Source organism: Actinomadura sp. J1-007, from assembly GCF_009793335.1.
GTDB lineage: Bacteria > Actinomycetota > Actinomycetes > Streptosporangiales > Streptosporangiaceae > Spirillospora > Spirillospora yumaensis.
In genome coordinates, this window is record NZ_WING01000001.1 from 5,251,093 (window position 1) to 5,276,678 (window position 25,586).

Below are 25,586 nucleotides of genomic sequence, written 5' to 3' on the forward strand. Positions count from 1 at the left end.
TGGCCGCGGCACGGGCGGCGGCGGGACTTCTCGGACGCCCCGGACCGGTACGGGGTGGCCCGGCACTCGATCGTGGCGGGCCTGCGGCTCGGCGCCCGGATCGACGCCGAACGCGGTCCCGGCCGTTCCGGCCGCGCCCGCGCCCAGGCCGACGACCGCAGCGGGTTCGATGACGAGGACGCGCTCGCGCACCGGCTGCGGGTCTCCGCCGCGGGGACGCTGCGCGGAACCGTCCGGGTGCGCAACACCACCCGGCGGACCGCGACCCTGGCGGGCTGGCTCGACTCCGGCCGCGGCCGGGAGTTCGCCGGCTCCGGGCGCGTGGTGGTGTTCCTGCGGCCCGGCGCGCGGTCGGCGACGCTGACCTGGCGGGGCCGCCGCGCGCGCCGGGGCGTGGCGTTCGTGCGGCTGCGGCTGTACGCCGGGCAGGTGCGCGACCCGCGCCCGACCGGGGCCGCGGGAGCCGGTGAGGTGGAGGACCACCGGGTCTGGTGGCGGCGCGGCGGCGCGCACCCGGCGCCCGGCGGGCAGCCCGCCGTCGGCGGGCGCCGTCCGGTCATCACCTCGCCGCGCAATGGGGCGCTGCTGCGCAACCCGACCCCGACCATCTCCGGGCGGGGGACGCCCGGCGCGCGGGTGACCGTCCGCTTCACCGACTCGCGCACCCCGGTCGCGTACTCCGGCGCCGTCACCCGCGCCGGCACCTGGCGGGTCAAGGTCCAGTGGCCCCTGGTGGACGGCCGCTACAAGGTGACCCCCTCGACGCGCACCGGTTCGGGACCCGCCAAGTACGGGCGTCCGGTGCGGCTCACGATCGACACGACCCCGCCCGCCGCGCCCGCGATCACCGGGCCCGCCGACGGAGCGGTGCTGAGCGACCCCGCCCCGCGCCTGACCGGCCGCGCCGAACCCGGCAGCACCGTCACCGTCACCGGCCCCGAAGGGCAGCGGCTGGTCAGGACGAGGACCCGTCCGAACGGCGCCTGGTCGGCCGTTCCCGCGATCAGGCTGCCGGACGGCCGGCAGGCGCTGACCCCCCGCGCCACCGACCGCGCGGGCAACTCCACGTCGGGAAGCCCGCTCACCATCACCATCGACACGGTCGCGCCCGCCGCGCCGACCATCACCGGTCCCCGTCCGGGACGACCGTCCAAGAACCCGACCCCGACCTTCACCGGACGCGCCGAGCCGGGGACCACCGTCACCATCACCGGACCGGGCGGGCGACCGGTGGCCACCGCACAGGCGGACGCCACCGGCGCGTGGACGGCCACTCCCACCGTCGGCCTTCCGGACGGCAAGCTGACGCTGATCCCGCGCGCCACCGATCCGGCGGGGAACTCGACTCCGGGAAGCCCGTTCGCGATCACGATCGACACGGTCGCGCCCTCCGCGCCCACGGTCACCAGCCCGAGGAGCGGCGCGCCGACGAAGAACCCGTTCCCGACGTTCTCCGGGCGTGCCGAGCCGGGCACGACGATCTCTCTCGTGGGTCCGGGCGGTCAGCCGGTGGCCACCGCGAAGGCCGACGCCAGCGGCCTGTGGACGGCTACACCCGCCATCAAGCTCCCGGACGGGGCGCAGACCTTGATCCCGCGTGCCACGGACCCGGCGGGGAACGCCACGTCGGGGAGCCCGTTGACGCTCACGATCGACACGGTCGCGCCCTCCGCGCCCACGGTCACCAGCCCGAGGAGCGGCGCGCCGTCCAAGAATCCGTTCCCGACGTTCTCCGGGCGTGCCGAGCCGGGCACGACGATCTCTCTTGTGGGTCCGGGCGGTCAGCCGGTGGCCACCGCGAAGGCCGACGCCACCGGCGCGTGGACGGTCACACCCACCATCAAGCTGCCGGACGGAAAGCTGACGCTCGTTCCCCGCGCCACCGACCCGGCGGGGAACGCCACGTCCGGGAGCCCGCTCGCGATCACGATCGACACCGTCGCGCCCGCCGCGCCCACGTTCAACGGCGGTCAGGGGCCGCTCGCCGACCCGCGCCCCCTGCTGTCCGGCACCGGCGAACCGCGGACCAAGCTGAAGGTCTTCGCGGACGGCACCGAAGCGTGCACGCCCACCGTCCAGCCCAACGGCACCTGGCACTGCACGCCCTGCATCGACCTGGCGCCGGGCGAGCACCAGATCACCACCACCGCGACCGACGCCGCGGGCAACACCAGCCCCGGCGCCCAGGGGAGCATCACCATCACACCGCCCACCGAAGAACGCTCCCGCCCGCACGCGAGGTGAGCGCCCGCCCGGCCGCCCGAGCGCCCCGTCCGGACGCGGGCGGGGCGCGGGCAGGGCCGGGGCGGGGCGCGGGCGGACGCGCGGGCGGGTCGGGCGCGGGCGGACGCGGCGTCCGCACGGCCCGGATCGCCGGGCCCGGCCTCGCAGCGCCGCCCCGCCTAGCGCAGCGCCATCGCGCCTAGCGCATCGCCGCCGAGCGGGCCGCCAGGCCGGTGACCGCCTCGTCCATCTCGGCGCGCTGGCCGAAGTACTCGTCCGCGTCGTCGCCGTGGGTCTCCTCCAGGCGCAGGGCCAGGCCCATGGCGAAGAAGGTCGGGGCCCACTCGCCGACGAAGATGCCCCACCTGTCGGCGCGTTCCAGGCCCGCGCCCTCCAGCCGGTTGGACGCGGCCCAGGAGGCGAACGCCAGGCCGACCGAGGCGATGCCCGCCGTGTACATCAGGTTCGATCGCACGCCCCACTTGTGCAGTGTGTTAATCATCGTTCCCCCTTTTTTGGTCGGTCGCCTCGTACCCGGGCGTACGCGGGCACAAGCCCGAATTAGGGGGATTTTGCCGCCGCTGGGGAGAGCGGCGACCGGCCGCCCGAACACCCGCTGACCAGGCATTCCGTGATGACTGGCCGGGGCCGGGCCGGGTACCGCAGCCCTATGGACAGCAGACGCGAGTACGTCCCGGCCGTCGGCGACGAGGTGTCCTGGCGCAGCCACGGGTCCACGGCCGAGGGGACGGTGGAGAAGAAGATCACCGATCGGCGGGAGGAGGCCGGGCGTACGGTCGCCGCCTCGCCGGAGGAGCCGCAGTACGTCGTGCGCAGCGCCAGGAGCGGCAGGAGGGCCGTGCACAAGGCGTCGGCGCTGCGCAGGCGGGAGGACCCGGCATGACCGGCGGGAACGGGGCGGTGGCGGCCGAGTTCGGCAAGGCCGTGAACATGACGCCGAAGGAGCTGGAGCGCTGGCTCGACACCGAGGAGTCCCGTTCCGTGGGCCAGAAGGACGGCGGCGGCGAATCGACGGGCCACGCCTCGGGCCGCAGGATCGTGGAGCTGCTGCGTGCGAAGCGGGCCGACCTGACCGAGCAGGACTACGCGCACATGAACAAGGTGGTCGGCTACGTTCACCGGCATCTCGCGCAGCGCCCCTCCGGCGACGTGACCGACACCCGGTGGCGGTACTCGCTGATGAACTGGGGCCACGACCCGGCCAAATGACCTGCCGCGGATCGCGCGCGGGCGGGCCTGAGTATCTTGGGACGATTCCGAGAGCTGTGCACTCCGTGACGGCGGGGCGCCGGGCCCGTCGCCCCGGGGCCGTTCCGGCTCGGGCGACGTGAGGAGACGGCGGCTTCATGACCAGTGCGGTCGTAGTAGGCAGCGGCCCCAACGGCCTCGCGGCGGCGCTCACGCTCGCGGCCGAAGGGGTCAGCGTCCGGGTGGTCGAGGCGGCGGACACGCTCGGCGGGGGCACCAGGTCGAGCGAGCTGACCCTGCCCGGCCTGCTCCACGACGAGTGCTCCGGCTTCCACCCGCTGCTCCTCGGCTCCGCCTTCGCCGAACGGTTCGACCTCACCGGCGCGGGCCTCACCTACCGCTGGGCGGACGCGGAGTTCGCCCATCCGCTGGACGGCGGGCGCGGCGCGACCCTGTGGCGTTCGGTCGAGGAGACGGCCGCCGCGCTCGGCCGGGACGGCACGGCGTGGCGGCGCGTCTTCGGCCCGCTCACCGAACGGTTCGACGCGATCGGCGAGGAGTTCTTGCAGCCGATGCTGCACGTTCCCCGGCATCCCGTGAGCCTCGCCCGCTTCGGCGCCCGCGCCGCGATGCCCGTGTCCGCGCTGGGGCGCGCCTGGAGAACGCCGCAGGCGCGCGCGCTGTTCGGAGGCGCGGCGGCCCACGCGCTCCGCCCGTTCGGCGGCGTGCTGTCGTCGGCGATCGGCGTGGCCCTGACGACGGCGGCGCACGCCTACGGGTGGCCGGTGGCCGAGGGAGGCTCGGCGGCGATCAGGGACGCGGTCCTGGCCCGCGCGGCCGAGCACGGCGTCACGTTCGAGACCGGCCGCGAGGTGACCACGATCGACGAACTCGGGCCCGTCGACCTCGTCATGCTCGACACCTCGCCCCGCGCGGCCCTGCGGATCGCGGGACGGCGGATGCCGCGGCACGTCCGCGCCGCGTACCGCAGGTTCCGCCACGGGCCCGGCGCGTTCAAGGTGGACTTCGCGGTGGCCGAAGGCGTGCCCTGGACGCACGAGCAGTCGCGGCACGCCGGGACCGTCCACCTGGGCGGCGGGTTCGAGGAGATGGCCGCGACCGAGCGGCAGGTGAACGCGGGGCGGATGCCCGAGCGGCCGTTCGTCCTGGTGGGGCAGCAGTACCTGGCGGACGAGGCGCGCTCGGCCAACGGCGTGCACCCCCTCTACACCTACGCCCACGTGCCCGCCGGGTACACCGGCGACGCGACCGAGGCGATCGTCCGGCAGATCGAACGGTTCGCCCCGGGCTTCCGCGACCGCGTCCAGGACACGCACGTGCGCTCCGCGACCGGCATGGCCGTCCACAACCCGAACTACGTCGGCGGAGACATCCTCACCGGCGCGAACGACCCGGCGCAGCTGGTGTTCCGCCCCCGCGCCGGACTCGACCCGTACGCGACGGGCGCCCCCGGCGTCTACCTGTGCTCGGCCGCGACCCCGCCGGGCGCCGGCGCCCACGGCATGTGCGGCTACAACGCCGCCCGCTCCGCCCTCCGCGCCCTGCGCTGACCGGCGGGTTCAGGGGCACAGCGCCGCGGTCAGCGCGGTACTGAGGCGCGGCCACACGGCGTCGCCGTTGAGCGTGGCCGACGCGGCGAACCAGGTCCGGCCGTCCCGCGAGGAGGCGACCAGGGTCGCGTAGCCGGGAGTGCCGCCGCCGTGGCCGTAGAACGTGCCGCACTTCAGCGGGATCACCTCCAGTCCGCTGCCGTACGACGCGTGCCGGGACGGGGTGCGCATCAGCTCCAGCGACGCGGGCGAGAGCAGCCGCCCCGTCTCCAGCGCCCGGTGGAAGGCCGCCAGGTCGCGGGTGCTGGACACGATGCGGCCCGCCGCGTCCAGGATCGACGGGTTGAGGGCCGTGACGTCGGCGTAGGACGTCCCGTCGGTGACGTACCCGCGGTTGTGCGGGCCGCGGATCGCGGTCTCGGTGCCCGGCACGTACGTGTCGCGCAGCCGCAGCGGCCGCACGATGCGCCGCTCGACCTCCCGCGCGTAGGAGCCGCCCGCCCGCTCGATGATCATTCCGAGCAGGACGTAGTTGACCTGCGAGTACAGGTAGTCCGAGCCGGGCGGGTCGAAGGCGCGCGGCGCGGAGCGGATCCCCGCGACCAGTTCCGCGGGCGTCCACGTGCGCAGCGGGTCCTTCAGCGCGCCGCGCGCGTCGAAGAACGACGCGTCGGGGAACTCGGCGAGCCCGGACGTGTGGTTCAGCAGCTGCCGGACCGTGATGTCGGACGCCCCACCGGGGACCACGCCCGGCAGCAGGGACTCCACGCGGGCGTCCAGGGAAAGACGTCCCTCCTCGGCCAGTTGGAGCACCACCGTCGCGGTGAACGTCTTGGTCGTGCTGCCCGCCCGGAACCGCCCCTGGACGGCCGGTACGCGCGTGCCCTTCCGAGCCGTCCCGTACCGGAAGGAGGCGGCCCGGCCGTCCCGTCCCCAGCGCGCGATGACCGAGGGCGCCCCGGCGTCGTCCACCACCGAGGCCAGCGCGCCGCGCACCGGGTCGGGCGCCGCGTGGGCGGGAAGCGTGGCCGCCGCCGCGGCGGCCAGGGCGAGCACTGCGGGCAACGTGATCCGTGTCGTGGTTCGCATGACCGCAACCCTGGCCCGAAGCCGCCCCCCGAAGACATCCGGAACTACCCGGAGATGTCCCGTACACCATCCGAAGGAGAAAACCCCACCCAAACGACCGATGCGCGATCCGGAAGCGCCGGCCCCGCACTCCCCGGTGATCGCGGCGATTCGTGAAGGGGTTGTCGTTGTTGACTTCAAGGACGGGAGGTACGGCCTTCTTGCCGACCCGGGCTGATGCCGGACGTACGCGGCGGGGGCGGGATCGACCGCTCAGGAACGCATGGGAAAGCGATGAGGAATGCCTCTGGGCGGATGTGTCCTCGGTCCATAGCTTGTGAGGGAATCCCGGACCGTGAATGGAGCATCGTGCGTATTACCAGACGACTCGTCGCCGCCGCTGCGGCGGCGGCGCTTGCGGGGCCGCTGCTGTCCATGCCGTCCGCCCATGCGGCGGGCGCGTACACCTGCTTTTCCGGTGAACGGACACCGGCGCAGAACGGGTACGACCTCACCGCCAACGGGTGCGACGGGGGAAGCGGCGCCGATGTGCTGATCAGGGTGATGGTGGGTCCGGCCGCGGGGCTGCACCGCTGCCGCACGTCGTTCTCGTGGAACGGGTTCCTGTCCGCGCAGGGCTGCCGCGAGGAGCGCTGACGGGCCGTCAACGAGGCGGCAGGCAGAGCGAACGGCTCAGCACGTCGCGGGCCACGGCCGCCGCGTCGTCCGCGGGCTCTGGGCACCGCCAGGCGACGAAGCCGTCGGGGCGTATGAGCGCGGCTCCGGCGGCTCCGATTCCGTACGCCGTTTCCAGAGCTCCATCAATGCCGTCCCCGCGGCGGAACGCGTTCAAGGGCAGGCCGTAGCGTCGCGCGGTGTTCCGGAACGCGTCGCACCAGGCTCGGTCTTCGCTCCCAGAAAGCAGCACGAAACGGCCGGTGAAGAGGTCCAGGGTCGAGATCCGCCGGCCGTCCCGGACCAGCTCGACATGCGGTGCCCGGGTTCCGGGCAGCCCGCGCGCGGCCCTCGGGTGGACGGCGGCCGGCAGGTCGCCGGACGGCGCGGCGGAGCGGTAGGTGTAGCCGAAGATCGTTTCGAGTTCGTCCGCCGGGGCGCCGCCGCCGTCTCCGAGGTCGGTGCTCTCCCGCAGGTGCCGCATCGCCTGGTCGATGGTGAACGCGGCGACGGGGCGCCGTTCCGCCTCGTACGTGGCCAGGAGGTCCGGGCCCGCCGTCCCGTCCAGGACCAGCGCGAGCTTCCAGGCGAGGTTGTGCCCGTCGTGGACGCTGACGTTGGCGCCGAACGCGCCGGTCGGCGGCATCACGTGCGCGGCGTCGCCGACGAGGAACACCCGGCCGCGCCCGTAGCCGTCGGCGAGCCGTCCGGCGAGTTCCCACGTGCGGAGCCTGCGGGGCTCGCCGGGGATGTCGGACAGCAGTTCCACCTTCAGGCCGTTCGCGCCGACGGCCGTCCGCACCAGCTCGACGCAGTCCGCGTCGGAGAGGCCGCCGACGCGTTCCGGGTCGAACGGGACCATCAGCACGCACGTGCCCTCCAGGTCTCGGGGCATGAGGACGGTCCCCGGCTTCGGCCGGTCCAGGAACCACAGCCCGATCGGCCTGCCCCGGGTCGCCCCGGACAGGTCGGCCCGGAAGAACACGTTGGCGTAGTGGGTGACCGTTCCGATGCCGCGGAAGTCCCGGAAACCGATGCCCAGCCGTTCGCGGACCGGGCTGCGCGGCCCGTCGGCGGCGACCAGGTACGCGGCGCGGACGGCGTGCTCGGCCCCGGTCGCCCGCTCGCGCAGCCGGGCGACCACGCCCGCGCCGCCGGCCGTGAACGACACCAGCTCGGTGCCGAACCGCACGTCCGCGCCGTGGCGGCCGGCGTAGTCGCGGAGGATCAGCTCCAGCTCGTCCTGGTTGATCGGCCCCCAGGGCACCGGGCTGACGTCGGCGGGCGTGTGCTCGCCCGCGCGGGGCCGGAACCTCTCCTCGCCCGCGACCGTGTCCGCGCGCGCCATCTCCGGCCATCGCGCGTACACCGAAGGGCGGGCGCGGATGGCGTCCTCCAGCCCCAGCGCGCGGTACAGCTCCATCGTCCGGGCGTTGACGGTGCGGGCGCGGGGCAGCCTGGACGGCTCGGTGTGCCGTTCGACCAGCATCGGGCGGACGCCCTGATGGCAGAGGAACGCGGCGGTCGACAGTCCGGCCATGCCGCCGCCCACCACGAGCACGGGGGTCTCGACGTCCATCGGTTCCTCCGGGAGCAGGGGGTTCGGGGCGGCCATCGTGCACGCTCAAGTCGACTTGAGCGCAAGGCGTCCGCCGCGGACGGCCCGCCATTGTCGCGGCGGCGCGGACGCCTTCTCGGCGCCGCCACCGAACCGGCGCATTGAAATGGCCGAGCGGCGCGGACCGGCCGCGAATCGCCTGGTCATCGACCGTTCAACGGGGACCGGTCGACTTACCGGAATCGACCGCGTCTGAAATGGCTGTGAAATTTCAGTCGGGTCTCGAAATCTGTCGGCCGGGAGCGCGCCGAAGTACTTTGCTCCCACGCGACGCCTTTGTCACGAGGCTCGTACCAGCGAGTTCGCGTGATCCGGGCGCGTGCCCCCCGCACCCCGAACTGCCGTCGGCGCCCACAGGCGGCCGGTGGCGAAAGGTGGACAGGCGTGAACCGTGGATCGTCCCTCAAACGCGTGGCTCCCCCGCTCTTGAGTGCCGCGGCGCTGATGGCGCTGTCTGCGTACGGGACCGTTCCCGCAACGGCCGAGACGCAGCCGGCGGGACCCGTCCAGCACGCTCAGCTCCCGCAGAACGCGCCGACCGACCAGTTCGCCGGTCGGCTCGGCTCCCAGTACGCCGGCTCCTACGTCGACGGCGCCGGAAAGCTGGTCGTCAACGTGACCAGCGCGTCGGCGGCCCAGCAGGTCAAGGCGGCCGGTGCGAAGGCCCGCGTCGTCGAGAACGGCATGAAGCCGCTCAACGACTCCAAGTCCAAGCTCGACCGCCTCGCGGGCACCGCCGGCACGACCGGCCTGTCCTGGGGCGTCGACGTCGTCTCCAACTCGGTCGTCGTCAACGTGCCGAAGGGCGACAAGGACGCCGCGACCAACGCGTTCGTCAAGCGCGCGCGGTCCGTCGGCAAGAACGTCGTGGTGAAGCGCGTGGCGTCCGCGCCGCGCACGGTCCTCGGCCCCGGCGACGCGATCCTCACCGGCGGCTCGCGCTGCTCGGTGTCGGCGATCGGCGTCGGCGGCGGGACGACGTACGTCGTCACCGCCGGGCACTGCACCCGCATCGGCGCCTCGTGGACGACGTCCGGCGGCCAGACCGTGGGCACCCGGCAGGCCACCAGCTTCCCGGGCAACGACTACGGCACCATCCGGGTGACCAACAGCTCGCTGCCGACCAGCAACGCCCAGCTCACCCAGGTCGGCCGCCCGCCGGTCGGGACCCAGATCCAGAAGAAGGGCTCCACCACCGGCACCACCTCCGGGACGATCCGCGGCTACGGCCGCACGGTCAACTACCAGGAGGGCACGGTCACCGACATGATCGAGACGACCGCCTGCGTGCAGCCCGGCGACAGCGGCGGCTCGCTCCAGAGCGGCAGCACCGCCATCGGCATCACCTCCGGCGGCACGACCGGAAGCTGCCGTTCCGGCTTCCAGTCGTTCTTCCAGCCGCTGGACGAGGCGCTCCAGTCGCAGCGCCTCACCCTGAAGTAGACCCGGCTCCCATCCGGTTCACGTGGGGCCCCCGACGCCGTCGGGGCCCCACACCCCTTTGCGCCCGACGTCAGCGACCGCCCCGCGCATCCGCCGCGACGGACCCGAGCCACAGCAGGTCGCGCGCACGCGTCATCGCCACGAAAAGCTGCCTGCGAGCCAACTCGGCACGTTCCGAGTCGACGGCGTCCGTGAGCGCGCCGTTGGAGAGCCCGACGTCGTGATGAGGCAGGAACACGTACTTGAACTCCAGCCCCTTGGCGCGCCGGTACGTGCCGAGCTTGACCGCCTCGACCGGCCGCCCGTCGTACTGTTCGAGCCGCAGCACCGGAATGCCCGCCCGCACGAGGAACCGGTGGTACTGCTCGACCTCCCGCCGCGACCGGCACAGCACCACACTGCCGGCCCACGACGCGGAACCGTCCGCGTTCCGCTCCGGCAGCGCCCGCAGCGCCTCCACCAGCCGCCGGTCGTGCTCGTCCCCGTCCGCCGCGTCCACCCGGACGACCCGCCCGTCGTGGTAGGTCAGATCGACGGCGCGGCGCCCGTTCGGGCTGGGCCCGTCGAGATCGTCGAACGGGTCGCCCGACACCAGGTCCATCGCCGCCTCAAGGATCCGCGCGGCGTTCCGGTAGTTGGTGCGCAGCACGGCGCCGCGCCCCTTGACGGCGATGCCGGCGTCGGCGAGCCGGAACCCGCCGGGGTACACCGCCTGCTGCCCGTCGCCGATGAGCAGGAGCCCGTTCGGGCCGTCGCCCGCGAGCGCGTGCAGGAGCTTGACGCCGACGAGCGTGAGGTCCTGCACCTCGTCCACGACCACGGCCGAGTACGGGGGGTCGGCGGGCCGTTCGCGCAGCTCCCCGAGCGCCGCGAGCAGCACGTCGTTGAAGTCGCCGACGCCGCGCTCGGCGCGCAGCATCTCGTACTCCTCGTAGAGCAGCCAGGCGGCCTCGCGGTGCGCGGGCTGGAGCGCGGTCCGGCGGCCGTGTCGCGCGACGGTGCGGTACTCCTCAAGGGACGCCAGGCCGCGGCCCTTGATGACGTGGTGGATCTCCTCGTGCCAGTACCCGGGCTTCGGATCGATCTCGGTGAGCACGCTGTCGCGGCCGGCGGTCATCCACGCGCGGGAGAACGCGTCGTCGGCGCGCGCGGCGTTCAACTGCACCTCGACGCCCCGTTCGGCCAGGAACGCGGTCGCCCAGCCGTGCAGGCTGGTGAACTCCACGCGGTCGGCGAAGGTCGGGGCCATCCGCTCGAAGAGGTGCCTCTGCACGCGCGGCAGGTTGTTGACGAACGTGACGTAGAGGAGCCGGCCCCGGGACCGTCCCGCGAGGTGGGCCGCGCGGTGCAGCCCGACGACGGTCTTGCCGGTCCCCGCAGGCCCGCTGATGCGCGCCGGCCCGCTCCACTCGCGGCGCGCGACGGCCACCTGTTCGGGATGCAGGAACGTCATCCACCGCTCGATCGGCGCGTGCAGCAGCGACTCCATGGCCGCCTGCTCGACGTCCTCGGTCCGGAAGAGCGCGTCCCCGCCGCCGTCCGGCGCCGGAGCGGCCTCGGCGCCGGGCTCCTCAAGGGCGGTCGACTCGTACGCCGGGAACACCTCGGCCAGATGCGAGGCGACGGCCCGGACCAGGGCCGGAGTCAGCCGCCTCGGCTCGGCGACCAGCGTCCGGACGAGATCGGGGTGGCCGAGCAGCCGGACCCTGCCGAGGCTCGCGTCGATGCGGTGCCCGGCGAACACCATGAGCGGGCGCAGCGCGACCGGCGACATGCCCAGCGCGGCCACCTGCTCGTCGGCGGTCCGCGTCAGGGCCAGCAGCTTGCCGACCTCCCCGTCGCGGCGTTCCCCGCCGGCCGTCAGGCGCCCCTCCGCGACGACCGGCGGATCCCGCCAGCGCTTGACGTCGATGACGAAGACGCCGCCCGGACCGACGAGGATCATGTCGATGTTCGCCGAGCGCGTGCCCGGCCAGCGGCGGTCCACCAGCAGGCGCCAGCCGATCGCGGTCAGGCCGACGAGCGTCGCCGCGACCACCCGCTCGGCCTCGGCCGCCGCCTCGTACCGTCCGGCCAGCCGGTACGCCTCGCGTGAACGCCGCGCCAGTTCGAGCGCCTCCGCGCGGGCCCGCCGCCCCCGCGCGTCCGCCGACCCACCTGCCGCCATCGCCTCGCCCTCGGGACTCGACACAAAGTTACGCCCGTCAACAGATAGCAGCGATTGTCGCCGATCGACACCCCGTGACCCGCTTTGCCGCACGTGCCTGGAGCGGGACGGCCGGTAGTGGTCTGCCGGGGACGACGCGCTGTTCCGGAAGCTGACGGAGGGGCTCCCCGGCCGGCTCCGCGCGGCCCGCGCCGCGGGGATCGTCCGGGCCTGAACGGGGCGCCGGACGGCCCGCCGATGCGGCGTACGGGCGGGGGCGGGTGGGAGTGGAGGGGCTTGAGGGATTTCGTGCTGGATTCTTGACTGGTTCCAGAAAGTGGGCCAGCCTGTGGGCGTGGTCACGCCCCCGGACTTCCAGCAGATGCTGCGGGGAGCCGCGCTGCGCGTGACCCGTCCCCGCACGGCGGTGCTGAGCGCGGTGCACGCGCATCCGCACGCCGACACCGATTCGATCCTGCGCGCCGTGCGCAGGGAGCTTCCGAAGGTCTCCCACCAGGCCGTGTACGACTCGCTGCACGCCCTGACGGCGGCGGGGCTGGTGCGCCGCATCCAGCCGTCCGGCTCCGTGGCGCGGTACGAGGCGCGCGTCGGCGACAACCACCACCACATCGTGTGCCGGTCCTGCGGGGCCGTCGCCGACGCCGACTGCGCCGTCGGCGAGGCGCCCTGCCTGACCGCCTCCGACGACCGCGGCTTCTCGATCGACGAGGCCGAGGTCATCTACTGGGGCCTCTGCCCCGCCTGTGCCGCCCGCGAGAGTTCCTGATTCTCCCCGGAGGGAAAACACATGTCCGAGAACAACGAAACCGTTGCCCCGACCCCGGCGGAGGGCGAAGGCGGCTGCCCCGTCGCGCACAGGCGCGCCCCCCACCCGACCCAGGGCGGCGGCAACCGCGGCTGGTGGCCTGACCGGCTCAACCTGAAGCTGCTCGCCAAGAACCCGCCCATGGCCAACCCCCTCGGCGCGGACTTCGACTACGCCAAGGAGTTCGAGAGCCTCGACCTCGCCGCGGTGAAGCAGGACATCGCGCATGTGCTCACGGACTCGCAGGACTGGTGGCCGGCCGACTTCGGGCACTACGGGCCGCTGATCATCCGCATGGCGTGGCACAGCGCGGGCACCTACCGGGTCAGCGACGGCCGGGGCGGCGCCGGGGCGGGCCAGCAGCGCTTCGCGCCCCTCAACAGCTGGCCGGACAACGCGAGCCTCGACAAGGCGCGCCGCGTGCTGTGGCCGGTGAAGCAGAAGTACGGCCGGAAGATCTCGTGGGCCGACCTGATGATCCTGGCCGGCAACGTCGCCCTGGAGTCGATGGGCCTCAAGACGTTCGGCTTCGCCGGCGGGCGCGAGGACGCCTGGGAGCCCGACGAGGACGTCTTCTGGGGCCCCGAGACCGCCTGGCTCGACGACGAGCGCTACAGCGGCGACCGGGAGCTGGAGAAGCCCCTGGCCGCGGTGCAGATGGGCCTCATCTACGTCAACCCCGAGGGCCCGAACGGCAACCCGGACCCGCTCGCCGCGGCCCGCGACATCCGCGAGACGTTCGGCCGCATGGCGATGAACGACGAGGAGACCGTCGCGCTGATCGCCGGCGGCCACACCTTCGGCAAGACCCACGGCGCGGCCCCCGCCGACAGCGTCGGCCCCGAGCCCGAGGGCGCCCCGCTGGAGGACCAGGGCCTCGGCTGGAAGGGCACGCACGGCACCGGCAAGGGCCGGGACTCCTACACCAGCGGCCTGGAGGTCACCTGGACCCCACCCCGACGAAGTGGGACAACAGCTTCTTCGAGATCCTCTTCGGGTACGAGTGGGAGCTGACCAAGAGCCCCGCGGGCGCCAACCAGTGGCGGCCGAAGGACGGCGCGGGCGCCAACACCGTGCCCGACCCCGAGGACGGCTCGCTGACGCGCCAGCCGATGATGCTGACGACCGACCTCTCGCTGCGCTTCGACCCGATCTACGAGCCGATCTCGCGGCGCTACATGAACAACCCGAGGAGTTCGCGGACGCGTTCGCGCGCGCGTGGTTCAAGCTGACCCACCGCGACATGGGCCCGGTCGCGCGGTACCTCGGACCCGAGGTGCCGGACGAGACGATGGTCTGGCAGGACCCCGTCCCGGCGGTGGACCACGAGCTCGTCGGCCCCGAGGACGTCGCCGCCCTCAAGGCCCGGCTCCTGGACTCCGGCCTGTCGGTCTCCCAGCTCGTCTCGACCGCGTGGGCGTCGGCCGCGTCGTTCCGCGGCACCGACAAGCGCGGCGGCGCCAACGGCGCGCGCATCCGGCTCGAACCGCAGCGGAGCTGGGAGGTCAACAACCCCGACGAGCTGGCGACCGTGCTGCGCGCCCTGGAGGGCGTCCAGGAGGCGTTCAACGCCGAGCAGACCGGCGGCAAGCGGATCTCGCTGGCCGACCTGATCGTGCTCGGCGGGTGCGCCGCCGTCGAACGGGCCGCGAAGGACGCCGGGCACGACATCGAGGTGCCGTTCACCCCCGGACGGACCGACGCGACGCAGGAGCAGACCGACGTCGAGTCGTTCGAGGTGATGGAGCCGACGCACGACGGGTTCCGCAACTACCTCATGAAGGGCAACCTGCTGCCCGGCGAGTTCCTCCTCATCGACCGGGCCAACCTGCTCACCCTGAGCGCGCCGGAGATGACGGTCCTCGTCGGCGGCCTGCGCGTCCTCGGCGCCAACCACGCGCGGTCGTCCATGGGCGTCCTCACCGACGCCCCCGGGACGCTGACCAACGACTTCTTCGTGAACCTGCTCGACATGGGCACGGTGTGGAAGCCGACGTCCGAGGACTCCGAGACGTTCGAGGGCCGCGACTCCTCGGGCAACGTCAGGTGGACGGGCAGCCGCGCCGACCTGGTCTTCGGCGCCAACTCCGAGCTGCGCGCGGTCGCGGAGGTCTACGCGAGCGACGACGCGAAGGAGAAGTTCGTGACCGACTTCGTCGCCGCGTGGGACAAGGTCATGAACCTCGACCGGTACGACCTCGCCTGATCACGGCGTACGGGGACGTCCGGGCCGGCGGCCGCCCGGACGTCCCCGCGCCGACGAGTGACGCGAGTCTGGTCAACGAACGGCGCGCCCGGATCGGGCGGAGGGCCCGCGCGGGGCGGCCGTTCCGCAGGGGGCGGCCGGTTCGGCGGGGGCGCGGGAATGGTCCCGGGGAGCCGGTCCGTTGGTGTGACGTGAGCGGAGCGGAGTTGGACGGGGCGGGCGTCCTCGTCGTGGACGACCAGGCCGAGGTGCGGGAGGCGCTGGCCGACGGCCTGCGCATCTCCGGGTACGAGGTCCGCACCGAGGCCGACGGCGACGCCGCCCTGCGCGCCGCCGCGGCTTGGTTCCCGGACGTGATGATCGTCGATGTGATGATGCCGGGCACCGACGGGCTGGCCGTCTGCCGCGCGCTGCGGGCCCGCGGCGACCGTACGCCGGTCCTGGTGCTCACCGCGCTCGACGCCGTCAGCGACCGGATCGAGGGCCTGGACGCGGGCGCCGACGACTACCTGGTCAAGCCGTTCGACCTCGGGGAGCTCGTGGCCCGGGTGCGGGCGCTGCTGCGCAGGTCCCGGCCCGGTCCCGCCCGGGGGTTCGCCGACCTGACCGTGGACCCGGAGACCCGGACGGGGTGGCGCGGCGGGCGCAGGATCGAGTTCACGCTCACCGAGTGGAGCGTGCTGGAGGTCCTGCTGGAGCATCCGGGCCGCACGCTGAGCCGGGGCCAGATCGGGGAGCGGGTGTGGGGCCTGGACTTCGGGCCCTCGTCCAACTCGCTGGAGGTCTACATCGGTTACCTGCGCCGCAAGCTCGAAGCCGGCGGCGAGCCGAGGCTCGTGCACACGGTCCGCGGGCTCGGCTACCGGCTGGGCGAGCCGTGAGCGGAGGCCCGGCCGCGCGGTGGCGGCGGTCGCGGCTGCGCACCCGGCTGGCGGTGACGACGGCCGCGGCGATGGCGCTGATCGTGACGGCCCTGACCGCCGGGGTGTACGCCGCGGTCCGGCACGAGCTCGACTGGCAGCTCAACCTCGGCCTGCGCAGGCAGGCGGACGCCCTGCTGGAGGGCCCGGACGTGCGGGGCGGGGCGGCGGCCATGCCGTGGATCTCGTCCTCGTCGTGCTCGCTGCGCGGGACGAGCACGTGCGCGCAGACCTTCCCCGCCGGGACCCCCGCGGGGACGGTGGGCGGGTCCGGCATGCCGGTGACCGCCGGCGCCGCCCGGGTCGCGGCGGGCCGTTCGGGCTCGGCGTACTCCGACGTCGTGGTGAACGGCGCGCGGGGGCGGGCGCTGACCGTCCCGGTCGAGGGCGGCGCCCTCCAGGTGGCGATCCAGGCCCAGACCTACGCCAACTCGGTGGCCCGGCTGAAGACCCTGCTCGCCGTGCTGGCCGCGGCCGGCGTCGTGCTCGCCGCGGGCGGCGGCTGGCTGGTCGCCCGCGCCGGGCTCGGCCGGGTGAGCCGGCTGACCGACACCGCCGAGCTCATCGCCGCGACCGGCGACCCCCGGCGCAGGTCGGAGCTGCCGGTCCCGGACGGCGAACCGGGCCGCGACGAGGTCGCCCGGCTCGCCGCGTCGTTCGACACCATGCTGGACGTGCTGGAGCGGTCGCTCGCCGCGCGCCGGCAGCTCGTCGCCGACGCCTCGCACGAGCTGCGCACGCCGCTGACCGCGCTGCGCACCAACATCGACATCCTCGGCTTCGGCGACCGGATCACCCCGCAGCAGCGCGAACGGGCGGTCGCCGCGCTGGACGGGCAGCTCCGCGCGATCACCGGCCTGGTCAACGACCTGGTCGAGCTGGCCCGCGGCAAGGAGCCGCCCGCGCTCCTGGAGGACGTGCGGCTGGACGAGCTGGCCCTCGCCGCCGTGGAGGCCGCGCGCGCCAACTGGCCGCGCGTCGCCTTCGAGGCCGAGACCCGCGAGGCGGTCGTCACCGGGGTGCCCGCTCGCCTGGCGAGGCTGGTCTCCACCGTCCTGGACAACGCCGCGAAGTTCAGCCCGGACGGCGGCGCCGTGGAGGTCAGGGTCGTCGCGGGCGACGGCGCGGAGCTGACGGTGCGCGACCACGGCCCGGGCATCGCGCCCGAGGACCTGCCGCACATCTTCGACCACTTCTACCGGGCGCGCAGCGCGCGGGCCCTGCCCGGGTCGGGGCTCGGGCTGGCGATGGCCCGCCAGATCGCGGTCTCCCACGCGGCCGGCCTCGACGCCGAGAACGCCCCGGGCGGCGGCACCCTGATCCGCCTGCGCTTCCCCGGCCGGGACGCGCCCCGCCCCCGGACTTCGGTTAAGGCCGCGACTCGGTCCAGGACTGGACCCGGTCGGCCTCGGCGGTACGGCGCGGACGCCCCAGGCCGTTGACGGCCGCCTCGACCAGCGGCGGGGCCGTCCGGCAGGTCAGCGCCGAGCCGACGGCGTCGCGGTGCCCGAGGATCACGCCGTGGACGAGCACCGGGACGCCCTCCTTGCGGACCAGCGCCAGGAACACGAAGCCGCCGCCCGCCGCGCGGGTGTAGCCGGTCTTCCCCGCGATGATGCCCTGCCGCCCGAGGACCACGTCGGTGGACGGGACGCGGCCCACCGTGCCCGGCGCCTCGAACCACGGCCGCGACGCCGTCGCCAGGAAGCCCGGCAGCCGGGACGCCGCGCGCAGCAGGACGAGCTGGTCGGCCGCCGTGCTGACCGTCCCGGTGTCGAACCCGCTCGGATCGGTGTAGCGGGTGTCGTCCATGCCGAGCGCGCGGGCCGCGGCGTTCATCTTGGCGACGAACGCGCGGTCGCCTCCGGCGTCCCAGCGGGCGACCTCGTGGGCCACGTTGTTGGCCGAGACGGTGAGCAGCGCCTCCAGCGCCTGCCGCTGGGTGTAGCGCTCGCCGGGCCGTACGGGCACCAGCGACTCCTGCCGGGCGAGCCGTTCGCCGTACCGGCCGGCCTCCTCGGCGGAGACGGTGAAGACCGGCCCGTCGCGCCCCGGCGCCAGCGGGCGGTCCTTGAGGAAGACGTAGGCGGTCATGACCTTGGCGACGCTGGCGATCGGCGTCGGCCTCCGCGAGCCGTACAGGACCGTGTCCGGCGACCCCTCGACGTGCAGCGCCCCGCGCGCGCCGAACGGCCACGGCAGCCCTGAGCCGTCCTCGGCGACGGCGCCGGGCAGCGCGGGCCGTTCCCCGGTCCCGGTCGCGAGGACCGCCGCGACCGCCATCGCCAGTCCCGCGGCGCCCGCGGCCAGGCCCCAGACCCGTCCCCGCATCCAGTGGATCTTCGTCATGGGCGGGACGGTAGGAACCGGCGATAAGACCAACCTGAGAGACCGTCACCGAACGGACACGCCGGGTGATGACCGCCGAATGCCGCGAACCGCCGCCGCCGTGTCGGACCCGCCTGCCAGGATCGGGCCATGAGCGACGACGACGCGCAAAAGGCGGGCACGGCGGGCACGGCGGGGGCTACGGGGACGCTGCCCGGCTGGGCTCCGGCCGGTGGCTCGCGCTGGGCCGTGGCGATGCGCGCCCGGCTGGCCGGCGACCCGAGGGCGGACGGGCTGGAGGAGTTCGGCCGGCACTGCGCCGAGGTCCGCGAGCACCGCGACAAGCGCGGCGGCCTGAAGAAGGGCTGGTTCGCGCGCACCGGCAAGCTGCTCGCCGCGAACGCCGACGCCGCCCCGTTCGCCCGCGAGGCGCTGGAACTGCTCGCGGCGGGGCCGGTGAGCGGCGAGTACGAGGGGCTCGCGCTCGGCCTCGTCCTCGCGGTGGGCCGCGCCAAGGACGCCGGGGCGGTGCCCGACCTGCTGGCCCTCGCCCGTTCGGCCGCCGCGCTGGGCACCGGGTCCGCGGTCGGACGCAACGACGTCCTCGCCAAGGGCGCGTTCTGGGCGCTGGCCGACATCGACGCGCCCGCCGCGCTGGACGCGCTGTGGTCCCTCTACCGCGACATCGACTACGTCGTGCTCCGCGAGGACGGCCTCGCCCCCGAACTGCGCGAGGCCGCCGCCCGGATGGGCGTCCCCGACGAGGTGCGGCGCGAGCGGATGGTCCCCGCCCACGGCCTCCTGCCCGACGGTGCGGGGGCGCTCGGCACGTTCGGCCCCAGCGGCGAGGGGACGATCCACGGCAACTACCCGTTTCGCGCCGAACTGGCCGTCGAGGACGCCGAGACGGTCGTGCTGACCTGGATCGACGACGAGGGGAAGCGGACGTCGGGCGGGCAGCCGTTCCGTACGCCCACCGGATACAAGGCGCGGTACGGGCCGGAGAACGTCGAGGGCGTCCAGCGGCACGCCAAGCGCGTGCGCGAGACGCTGATGCTCGCGCGCCGCCTCCTGAGGGACCTCCTCCAGGAGGACCTGCCCGGACGCGTCTGGACGTACGGCGACTGGCGGCCGTACTACATCGACCACCCGATCACGGGCGTCGTGGCGCGGCGGCTGGTCTGGGAGTTCGCGCCGCCCGGCTCCGACGACGGCTGGGTCGCCGCGCTGCCCGTGCCGGGCGGCGGGCTCGTCACCGCCGGCGGCGCCGCGCGCCCCGTCCCGGCCCTGGAGGACGCGGCGCGGGTGAGGCTGTGGCGTCCCGAACGCGCCGGGGCCGACGAGATCGCCGCCTGGCGCGACCGCCTGGAGGAGGTCGCGCTGCGGCAGCCGTTCCCCCAGATCCCCGCCTGACCCCGGGCGGTCGCGCCGCGGACGCGACCGCGCCGGGGCCAGGGCCAGGGCCAGGCCGGACGCGGGAACGGGGCGTCAGCGGTTCAGGCCGCGCTCGATGGCCTCGATGATCCGGGGGCGGAGCTCGGCGGCGCCGACGATCGCGTCCACCGAGCCGACCTCGACCGCGCGCTGGATGCTGTGCACCCGGTCGAACTCCACGGCGACCTCGCCGAGCTTCTCCGCCCGCACCGCCGACTGGACCTCGGCGAGCTGGGCGTTCAGCGCGGCCCGCTCGGCGCCGCTGGTCTCGGCGACCTGCGTCTGGAGCTTGGTCACCCGCGGGTCGTTCGCGGTGCGGTTGTTCACCTCGCCGGAGAACACCACGGCGGCGGCCGGGGCGCCGCCGAGCACCGAGGCGAACGAGCCCTCCAGCGCCAGCACCGTCATGCTGGGGTTGAGCGCCTTGGAGAACACCACGAACGCCCCGCCGTGGTAGCGGGAGATCACGCAGAACACGATCGGGCCCTCGAAGTTGACGATCGCCCGGCCGATCTCCGCGCCGTACTCCAGTTGCAGCTTGCGCATCGACTCCGGCGAGCCGTCGAACCCGGACAGGTTCGCGAGCACCACCAGCGGCCGGTTGCCGGACGCGGCGTTGATCGCGCGGGCGGTCTTCTTCGACGAGCGCGGGAACAGCGTGCCCGCGGTGTAGGCGTCCGGGCCGTCGGTCGGCGGGAACCCGCGCCGCGGAACGGGCCGCGACTCGATCCCGACGAGGCAGACCGGCCGGCCGCCGATGTGCGCGTCCTGCACCGCGGACGTCTCCGCGTCGGCCATGTCCGCCCAGCGCTCCAGCACCGGGTGGTCCTGGTCGGACAGGGCGCGCATCACCGTGCGGATGTCGAACGGCTTCTTGCGGTCCGGGTTGTGCTCCGCGGAGAAGATCTCACCGACGGTCGTGAAGTCGCTGCCGGGCGCCGCGTGCGGGAACGCCGTGATGTCGCGGTCGAACGGGTCGTTCGTGCCCGCCCTGCGCGGCGCGGTCTCGCCGGGCGCCACGTAGGTGTGGTCGTAGTGGGCCATCAGGACGTCGCGGGCGGCCGGCAGGTCGGGCGCCCAGTACTGCGCCTGGCCGTTCGGGCCCATGACCCGGTCGTAGCCGCCGATGCCGAAGTTGTCCTCGGCCGACACGCCGCCGGAGAAGTCCAGCGACTGCTTGCCGGTGAGCACCATCGCCGAGTCCGGCGTCATCACCAGGACGCCCTTGGTGTGCATGAGCATCGTCGCCTCGGCGTTCCAGTACGGCTGGGCGCCGACGTTGATCCCGGCGACCACGACGTTGATCTCGCCGCCGTCCTGGGTGAAGGTGACGATCCGCTTCAGCGCCGCCGCGACCCAGTCCATGTTCTCGGTGCCCGAGTCCATCGAGATCCGCGCGCCCGCCGACAGCGCGAACCACTCCAGCGGGACCCGCATCCGCTCCGCGAGGTCGAGCGCGGCGATCACCCGCGAGCACTCCGGCTCCGACAGCGCGCCGAGCGCCTTGGTCGGGTCGCCGAGCAGCACCACGCGGGTGACGCCCTCGGGGTGCCGCGCGGTCGGCGTCGTGACGACGCCCGCCACGATCGCCGCGGTGTTGCCGCCCTTCGGCCGGTCCACGGGGACGAGCGCGCCGCGTTCGTCGAGGTCGTGCTCGGTGAACGTGCCGCCGGGCCCGGCGAGCAGGCCGGTCAGCTCGTACGGGTAGACGTTGCCGCGCCGGGCCGCGCGCAGCACCTTCTGGCGGTAGTCGTCCAGCGGCGGCACCGGCTCGGTGGACGGCCCGGCGACGTGCAGGCGCGGCCCGTGGCCCGGCTCCTGGGTGATCCGGACGGCGATCTCGGTCAGCGCGCCGGCGGGGGTGCGGCGGCGGGCGACGAACTGGACCTCCTCCAGCCCCGCGCCGGCGATGGTCGGCAGCAGCCGCTGGGCCAGCGCCTTCAGCTCCTCGGCGGTCAGCTCGGTCGGCGGCCAGACGTACATCATGATCCGGTTGGTGTCGAACCGCTTGTTCTGCGGGCGCTGCGCCTGGATGTTGCGGATCGCGTCCAGGCACCCGGTGAACACGTCCTCGGCGGCGGGCAGCGCGATCAGCCTGCCGTCCGCGTCGCGCAGCGGCGTCAGGTCGCGGACCTGGCCGAGCGCGACGAGCCGCTCGTCGGCCGGGTTGCTCTTCGCGACCGCCCTGAACAGGTAGATCTCCTCGTCCGCGGACGGCAGCCGGGTCAGGTCGAACTCGCGCAGCCGCTGCAACTGGAGGCGCTGCGCGATCTGCGGGTGCAGCCCGCGGATCAGCCGGTCCTCGGCGAAGCCGCCGCCGTCCGGCCGGAAGGTGAACAGGTGGTGCATCACCGCGCCGCCGGTGCCGACGACGGTGGCGGTGATCCGGTGGACGGACGCGGGCAGCGGGCGCTCGGCGAGGAGCTCGCGGAGCCGTACCGCCATCGCGTCGGCGTCCGGCCGGTCCTCCCAGGCGACGTAGAGGTCGGCGACCAGGCCCTGCCCCGCGGCGTCCGCGGTGTCCGCGGTCTCGGCGGCGAACGCGCCGACGGCTTCAACGGCGTCCGGCAGGGCGGCGATGTCCACGGCGGCGGCGACCACGCGCGTCACCTCGCCGGGTCCGGTGTGCTCGGCGGTGACGAACCGGCAGCCCGCGCCGTCCCGCGCGGTGACCTCCGACAGCCAGCGGTTGCCGTAGTAGCGGCGGGTCAGCACCTCCAGCAGCGGCGCGTGGTCGCGGCCCGGCCGACCGATCCGCCGGCCGATCAGCCGGACGAGCGGCTCGGAGCTGGCCACCATGGACTGGATCCGCTCGGCGCGGTCGGGGGCGTCGGGCTCGCGGTCCAGGTACCGCAGGTCGTCGCGCACCGCGGCGTACACCTGGGCGCGGTCGCGGCGCAGCACCGGCTGGGTGAACCAGCGGAACACCACGCCGCGGGCCAGGTCCGACACCGCGGGGAAGCGCACCTGCGTGGCCTCGACCAGGTACTCCAGGGCGGGCCCGGCCCGTTCGGCGAGCGCCTCGCGCGGCGGCGCGCCGACCGGCCAGCGGCGCAGCAGCTCGGTCACGACGGCGACGCCGGCGCCCATCCGCTGCTGGGCCAGGAAGACGCGGAAGACCGCCGACTCCAGCTCCGGCGTGCGGTCGAGGCCGGTGACGCCGTAGTGCGCGAGGACCTTGGCGAGCTTGGCCTGGAACGCCTCGCTGAGCCCGGCGCGTTCGACGTCCAGGCTCCGCAGGTAGCCGTGGAAGAACTCGCGTGGGCTGTGCACGGGGCTGCCCGGTTCGGCGTCGAGCTCTCCGGCCGGCTTGTTGCGGCTCAGCTCGGACAGGTCGGCGAACACGGTGAGCAGGTCCAGCTCGCCCTCCAGCGGCAGCCCGCCGAGCTCGGCGCGCGCGGCCAGGTAGTCCGCCAGCGGCCGCTTCGGGTCGTGCGGGTCGGCGTCGAAGCCGAGCAGCAGGCCGCGCAGGTCCTGGAGGCCGCGCTCGACCCGTTCGGCCGCGGACGCCGCCGGCTCCTCGGGCAGCTCCACCTCGACGGCCTCGGACGCCGCCTCCGCCTCCGCCGCGCCCTCGTCGGGCAGCGGCTCCAGCCGCATCAGCGGCGCGCCGGTCTCGACCTGGCCGCCCACCGACACCGGGCACTCGCGGACGCGGGCGCGGAACGGCGCGCGCAGCACCGTCTCCATCTTCATGCTCTCCAGCACCAGGATCGGCGCGCCCGCCTCGACCTCGTCGCCGACCGCCAGCGGCGTCGCGACCACCAGCGCGGGCGCGGGGGAGCGGACGACGCCGCCCTCGTCGCGGCTGATCCGGTGCGTGACGCCGTCCACCTCGACCAGGTGGGTCGGGCCGTGCGTGGCCGACACCAGCTTGAACCGGTGGCCGTTGACGACGATCCGGCCGCTGTGCGCGTCGAACCGTTCCACCTCGACGTCGGCCGTGCGCACCTCGCCGCCGCCGGAGACGCCGACGCGGAACCGCGCGGGCCCGACCCTGGCCACGCTCACCCGGTAGCCGACGCCGCGGAGCTTGAGGTCCAGCGGGCGGCCCGGGTCGTGCCGCACCTGCGGGCGCCCGCCGTGCGCGGTGGACAGCAGCCGCCCGCGGGCGACCTCCTCCTCGTCCCGGTACGCCTCGATCGCGGCGGCGGCCAGGGCGACCGCGGAGTGCCGGTTGCTGACCAGGCGGCCCTCGGCGCGCACCCGGTCGATCCAGCCGGTGTCGGCGCTCGCGTCCACCACCTCGGGCTGGTCGAGCAGGTCGAGCACGAAGCTCTTGTTGGTGGCCCCGCCCTCGATGATCACGGTGGTCCCGGCCAGCGCGCGGCGCAGCCGGCCGAGCGCCTGCTCCCGGTCCCGGCCGTACGCGATGATCTTCGCGATCATCGAGTCGAAGTCGGCCGGGATGACGTCGCCCTCGCTGACGCCGGTGTCCACCCGTACGCCCGGCCCGGCGGGCAGGACCAGGCGCGCGATGCGGCCGGGGCGGGCGCGAAGTCGCGGTCGGGGTCCTCGGCGTTCAGCCGGGCCTCGACGGCGTGCCCCGCCTCGCCCGGCTGCTCGCCCTCCAGCCGCCCGCCGCTCGCCACGTGCAGTTGCAGCCGGACCAGGTCGGTGCCGGTGGTGAGCTCGGTGATCGGGTGCTCGACCTGCAACCGGGTGTTGACCTCAAGGAACGCGAACAGCCGCTCGCCGGGGTGGTAGAGGAACTCGACGGTGCAGGCGCCGCGGTAGCCGACGGCCACGGCGAGCCGTTCGGCGGACGCCTTCAGCTCGGCGGCCTGCCCGGCCGACAGGACCGGGGAGGCGGACTCCTCGATGATCTTCTGGTTGCGGCGCTGCACCGAGCAGTCGCGGACGCCGAGCGCCCACGCCGTGCCCTGCCCGTCGGCGATCACCTGGACCTCGACGTGCCGGGCCCCGGTGACCAGGCGCTCCAGGAAGACCACGCCGGAGCCGAACGCCCGCAGCGCCTCCTGGCTGGTGCGCTCGTACGCCTCGGCCAGCTCGTCCGCCGAGGCGACCTTGCGGATGCCGCGCCCGCCCCCGCCCGCGGTCGCCTTGAGCATCAGCGGGTAGCCGATCTCGTCGCCGGCCCGCAGGGCGTCCTCCAGCGTGGCGACCTCGCCGCGGCTCCACGGCGCGACCGGGACGCCGACCTCCTCGGCGATCAGCTTCGCGCCGATCTTGTCGCCGAGCCTGCGCATCGCGTCCGCGCTCGGCCCGACGAACGTGACGCCGATCCGCTCGCACAGCTCCGCGAAGGCCGGGTCCTCCGCGACGAACCCCCACCCGACCCAGGCGGCGTCCGCTCCGCTCTCCACCAGCGCCCGCTCCAGGACGGCGTGGTCGAGGTAGGGCCGGGCGGAGGCGGGCCCGAGCGGGTAGGCGGCGTCCGCCTCGCGGACGAACGTCGCGTCGCGGTCGGCGTCGGTGTAGAGGGCTACCGTCTGGATCCGCGCCCCGGTTTCGGCCGAGAGCTCCCGGACGGCGTGGATGAGCCGCATCGCGGCCTCTCCACGGTTGACGATGGCGACACGACTGAACACCGGTTGAGCCTCCCAAGTACCCCGCGCGTACGGCGACGTCCGGGTCGGGGAGCGTCGCTTGCACCTGTCCCTCTAGCCTGCTGGATCCCCACGTTGTTCACCAATGCCCCGCATCGAACACGACGGGGCCGCTGTGTTGTGGGGTCCCCACAAAAAGGTCGCCGCCCGCACACCCCCGGCGGGCGCACCCGTAAGGGCTACCACACGCCCCCGCCGCCTCCTGCCCGCCTCGGGGAGCACGCCCGCCGGAACGGGCCGCATCGCCTTGCACGGCGGGGGATCGGGCGTTCGTACGGGGCGATTGACAGGCCGGAGCGGCGCGCGTTGGCTGGAGCCGCGGGGCCCGTCGGAACGAGTCGTACGAGGA

Annotated in this window: 15 protein-coding genes and 2 pseudogenes; 11 read left to right on the forward strand and 6 right to left on the reverse strand. The window is 74.4% G+C overall.

The window, feature by feature from the left end; all coding sequences use genetic code 11:
- Positions 1–54 precede the first annotated feature (54 nt).
- Entirely contained in the window at positions 55–2,244 is a 2,190-nt protein-coding gene (locus tag GEV43_RS23870; RefSeq protein WP_160822592.1) for an Ig-like domain-containing protein, read from the forward strand.
- A 178-nt stretch (positions 2,245–2,422) separates the two neighbouring features.
- On the opposite strand, the gene GEV43_RS23875 is transcribed toward GEV43_RS23870, so the two are convergent.
- Positions 2,423–2,725, reverse strand: a complete 303-nt coding sequence (locus GEV43_RS23875; protein ID WP_241683022.1) for a hypothetical protein — start codon at positions 2,723–2,725, stop codon at positions 2,423–2,425.
- 168 nt (positions 2,726–2,893) lie between these two features.
- On the opposite strand from GEV43_RS23875, the gene GEV43_RS23880 reads away from it, so the two are divergent.
- The 3 genes from GEV43_RS23880 (at position 2,894) to GEV43_RS23890 (ending at position 5,003) form a co-directional block, all read left to right on the forward strand.
- On the forward strand, positions 2,894–3,127 hold the full coding sequence (locus GEV43_RS23880; protein ID WP_160822593.1) for a DUF2945 domain-containing protein: 234 nt from the start codon (positions 2,894–2,896) through the stop codon (positions 3,125–3,127).
- A complete protein-coding gene (locus tag GEV43_RS23885) occupies positions 3,124–3,453 on the forward strand; it encodes a DUF3140 domain-containing protein (RefSeq protein WP_160822594.1) in 330 nt (109 codons plus the stop codon). Before GEV43_RS23880 ends, GEV43_RS23885 begins: the two co-directional genes overlap by 4 nt.
- Positions 3,454–3,590: 137 nt before the next feature.
- Positions 3,591–5,003, forward strand: a complete 1,413-nt coding sequence (locus tag GEV43_RS23890) for an NAD(P)/FAD-dependent oxidoreductase (RefSeq protein WP_160822595.1) — start codon at positions 3,591–3,593, stop codon at positions 5,001–5,003.
- A 9-nt stretch (positions 5,004–5,012) separates the two neighbouring features.
- Here the strand turns inward: GEV43_RS23890 and GEV43_RS23895 are convergent, their stop codons facing one another.
- On the reverse strand, positions 5,013–6,092 hold the full coding sequence (locus GEV43_RS23895) for a serine hydrolase (protein WP_160822596.1): 1,080 nt from the start codon (positions 6,090–6,092) through the stop codon (positions 5,013–5,015).
- 348 nt (positions 6,093–6,440) lie between these two features.
- On the opposite strand from GEV43_RS23895, the gene GEV43_RS23900 reads away from it, so the two are divergent.
- Entirely contained in the window at positions 6,441–6,728 is a 288-nt protein-coding gene (locus GEV43_RS23900; RefSeq protein WP_160822597.1) for a hypothetical protein, read from the forward strand.
- A gap of 7 nt (positions 6,729–6,735) precedes the next feature.
- Here the strand turns inward: GEV43_RS23900 and GEV43_RS23905 are convergent, their stop codons facing one another.
- Positions 6,736–8,325: an FAD-dependent monooxygenase gene (locus tag GEV43_RS23905; RefSeq protein WP_160822598.1), complete on the reverse strand. Its 1,590-nt coding sequence runs from the start codon at positions 8,323–8,325 to the stop codon at positions 6,736–6,738.
- A 483-nt stretch (positions 8,326–8,808) separates the two neighbouring features.
- Between GEV43_RS23905 and GEV43_RS23910 the strand changes: the two genes are divergently transcribed.
- Positions 8,809–9,807 carry a S1 family peptidase gene (locus GEV43_RS23910; RefSeq protein WP_160822599.1) on the forward strand — a complete coding sequence of 333 codons (999 nt, stop codon included), beginning with the start codon at positions 8,809–8,811 and terminating at the stop codon, positions 9,805–9,807.
- A gap of 70 nt (positions 9,808–9,877) precedes the next feature.
- On the opposite strand, the gene GEV43_RS23915 is transcribed toward GEV43_RS23910, so the two are convergent.
- On the reverse strand, positions 9,878–11,998 hold the full coding sequence (locus tag GEV43_RS23915; protein WP_309239809.1) for a UvrD-helicase domain-containing protein: 2,121 nt from the start codon (positions 11,996–11,998) through the stop codon (positions 9,878–9,880).
- 310 nt (positions 11,999–12,308) lie between these two features.
- Between GEV43_RS23915 and GEV43_RS23920 the strand changes: the two genes are divergently transcribed.
- From GEV43_RS23920 to GEV43_RS23935, 4 genes and pseudogenes are all read left to right on the forward strand, one after another.
- The gene (locus GEV43_RS23920) at positions 12,309–12,740 is read left to right on the forward strand and encodes a Fur family transcriptional regulator (protein WP_160822600.1); all 432 of its coding nucleotides are present in this window, start codon (positions 12,309–12,311) and stop codon (positions 12,738–12,740) included.
- Between the two features lie 21 nt (positions 12,741–12,761).
- Positions 12,762–14,985: pseudogene (gene katG, locus GEV43_RS23925) on the forward strand (catalase/peroxidase HPI).
- Positions 14,986–15,176: 191 nt separating this feature from the next.
- Positions 15,177–15,866: a response regulator transcription factor gene (locus GEV43_RS23930; protein WP_309239810.1), complete on the forward strand. Its 690-nt coding sequence runs from the start codon at positions 15,177–15,179 to the stop codon at positions 15,864–15,866.
- On the forward strand, positions 15,863–17,347 hold the full coding sequence (locus tag GEV43_RS23935) for a HAMP domain-containing sensor histidine kinase (protein WP_309239811.1): 1,485 nt from the start codon (positions 15,863–15,865) through the stop codon (positions 17,345–17,347). Before GEV43_RS23930 ends, GEV43_RS23935 begins: the two co-directional genes overlap by 4 nt.
- Here the strand turns inward: GEV43_RS23935 and GEV43_RS23940 are convergent.
- Complete coding sequence (locus GEV43_RS23940) at positions 17,274–18,254, reverse strand: D-alanyl-D-alanine carboxypeptidase family protein (RefSeq protein ID WP_160822601.1); 981 nt, start codon at positions 18,252–18,254, stop codon at positions 17,274–17,276. The two genes, GEV43_RS23935 and GEV43_RS23940, sit on opposite strands and share 74 nt — an antisense overlap.
- A gap of 129 nt (positions 18,255–18,383) precedes the next feature.
- Between GEV43_RS23940 and GEV43_RS23945 the strand changes: the two genes are divergently transcribed.
- Positions 18,384–19,646 carry a DUF4132 domain-containing protein gene (locus GEV43_RS23945; protein ID WP_160822602.1) on the forward strand — a complete coding sequence of 421 codons (1,263 nt, stop codon included), beginning with the start codon at positions 18,384–18,386 and terminating at the stop codon, positions 19,644–19,646.
- A 75-nt stretch (positions 19,647–19,721) separates the two neighbouring features.
- On the opposite strand, the pseudogene GEV43_RS23950 reads toward GEV43_RS23945, so the two are convergent.
- Positions 19,722–25,219: pseudogene (locus GEV43_RS23950) on the reverse strand (biotin carboxylase N-terminal domain-containing protein).
- Positions 25,220–25,586: the final 367 nt, after the last annotated feature.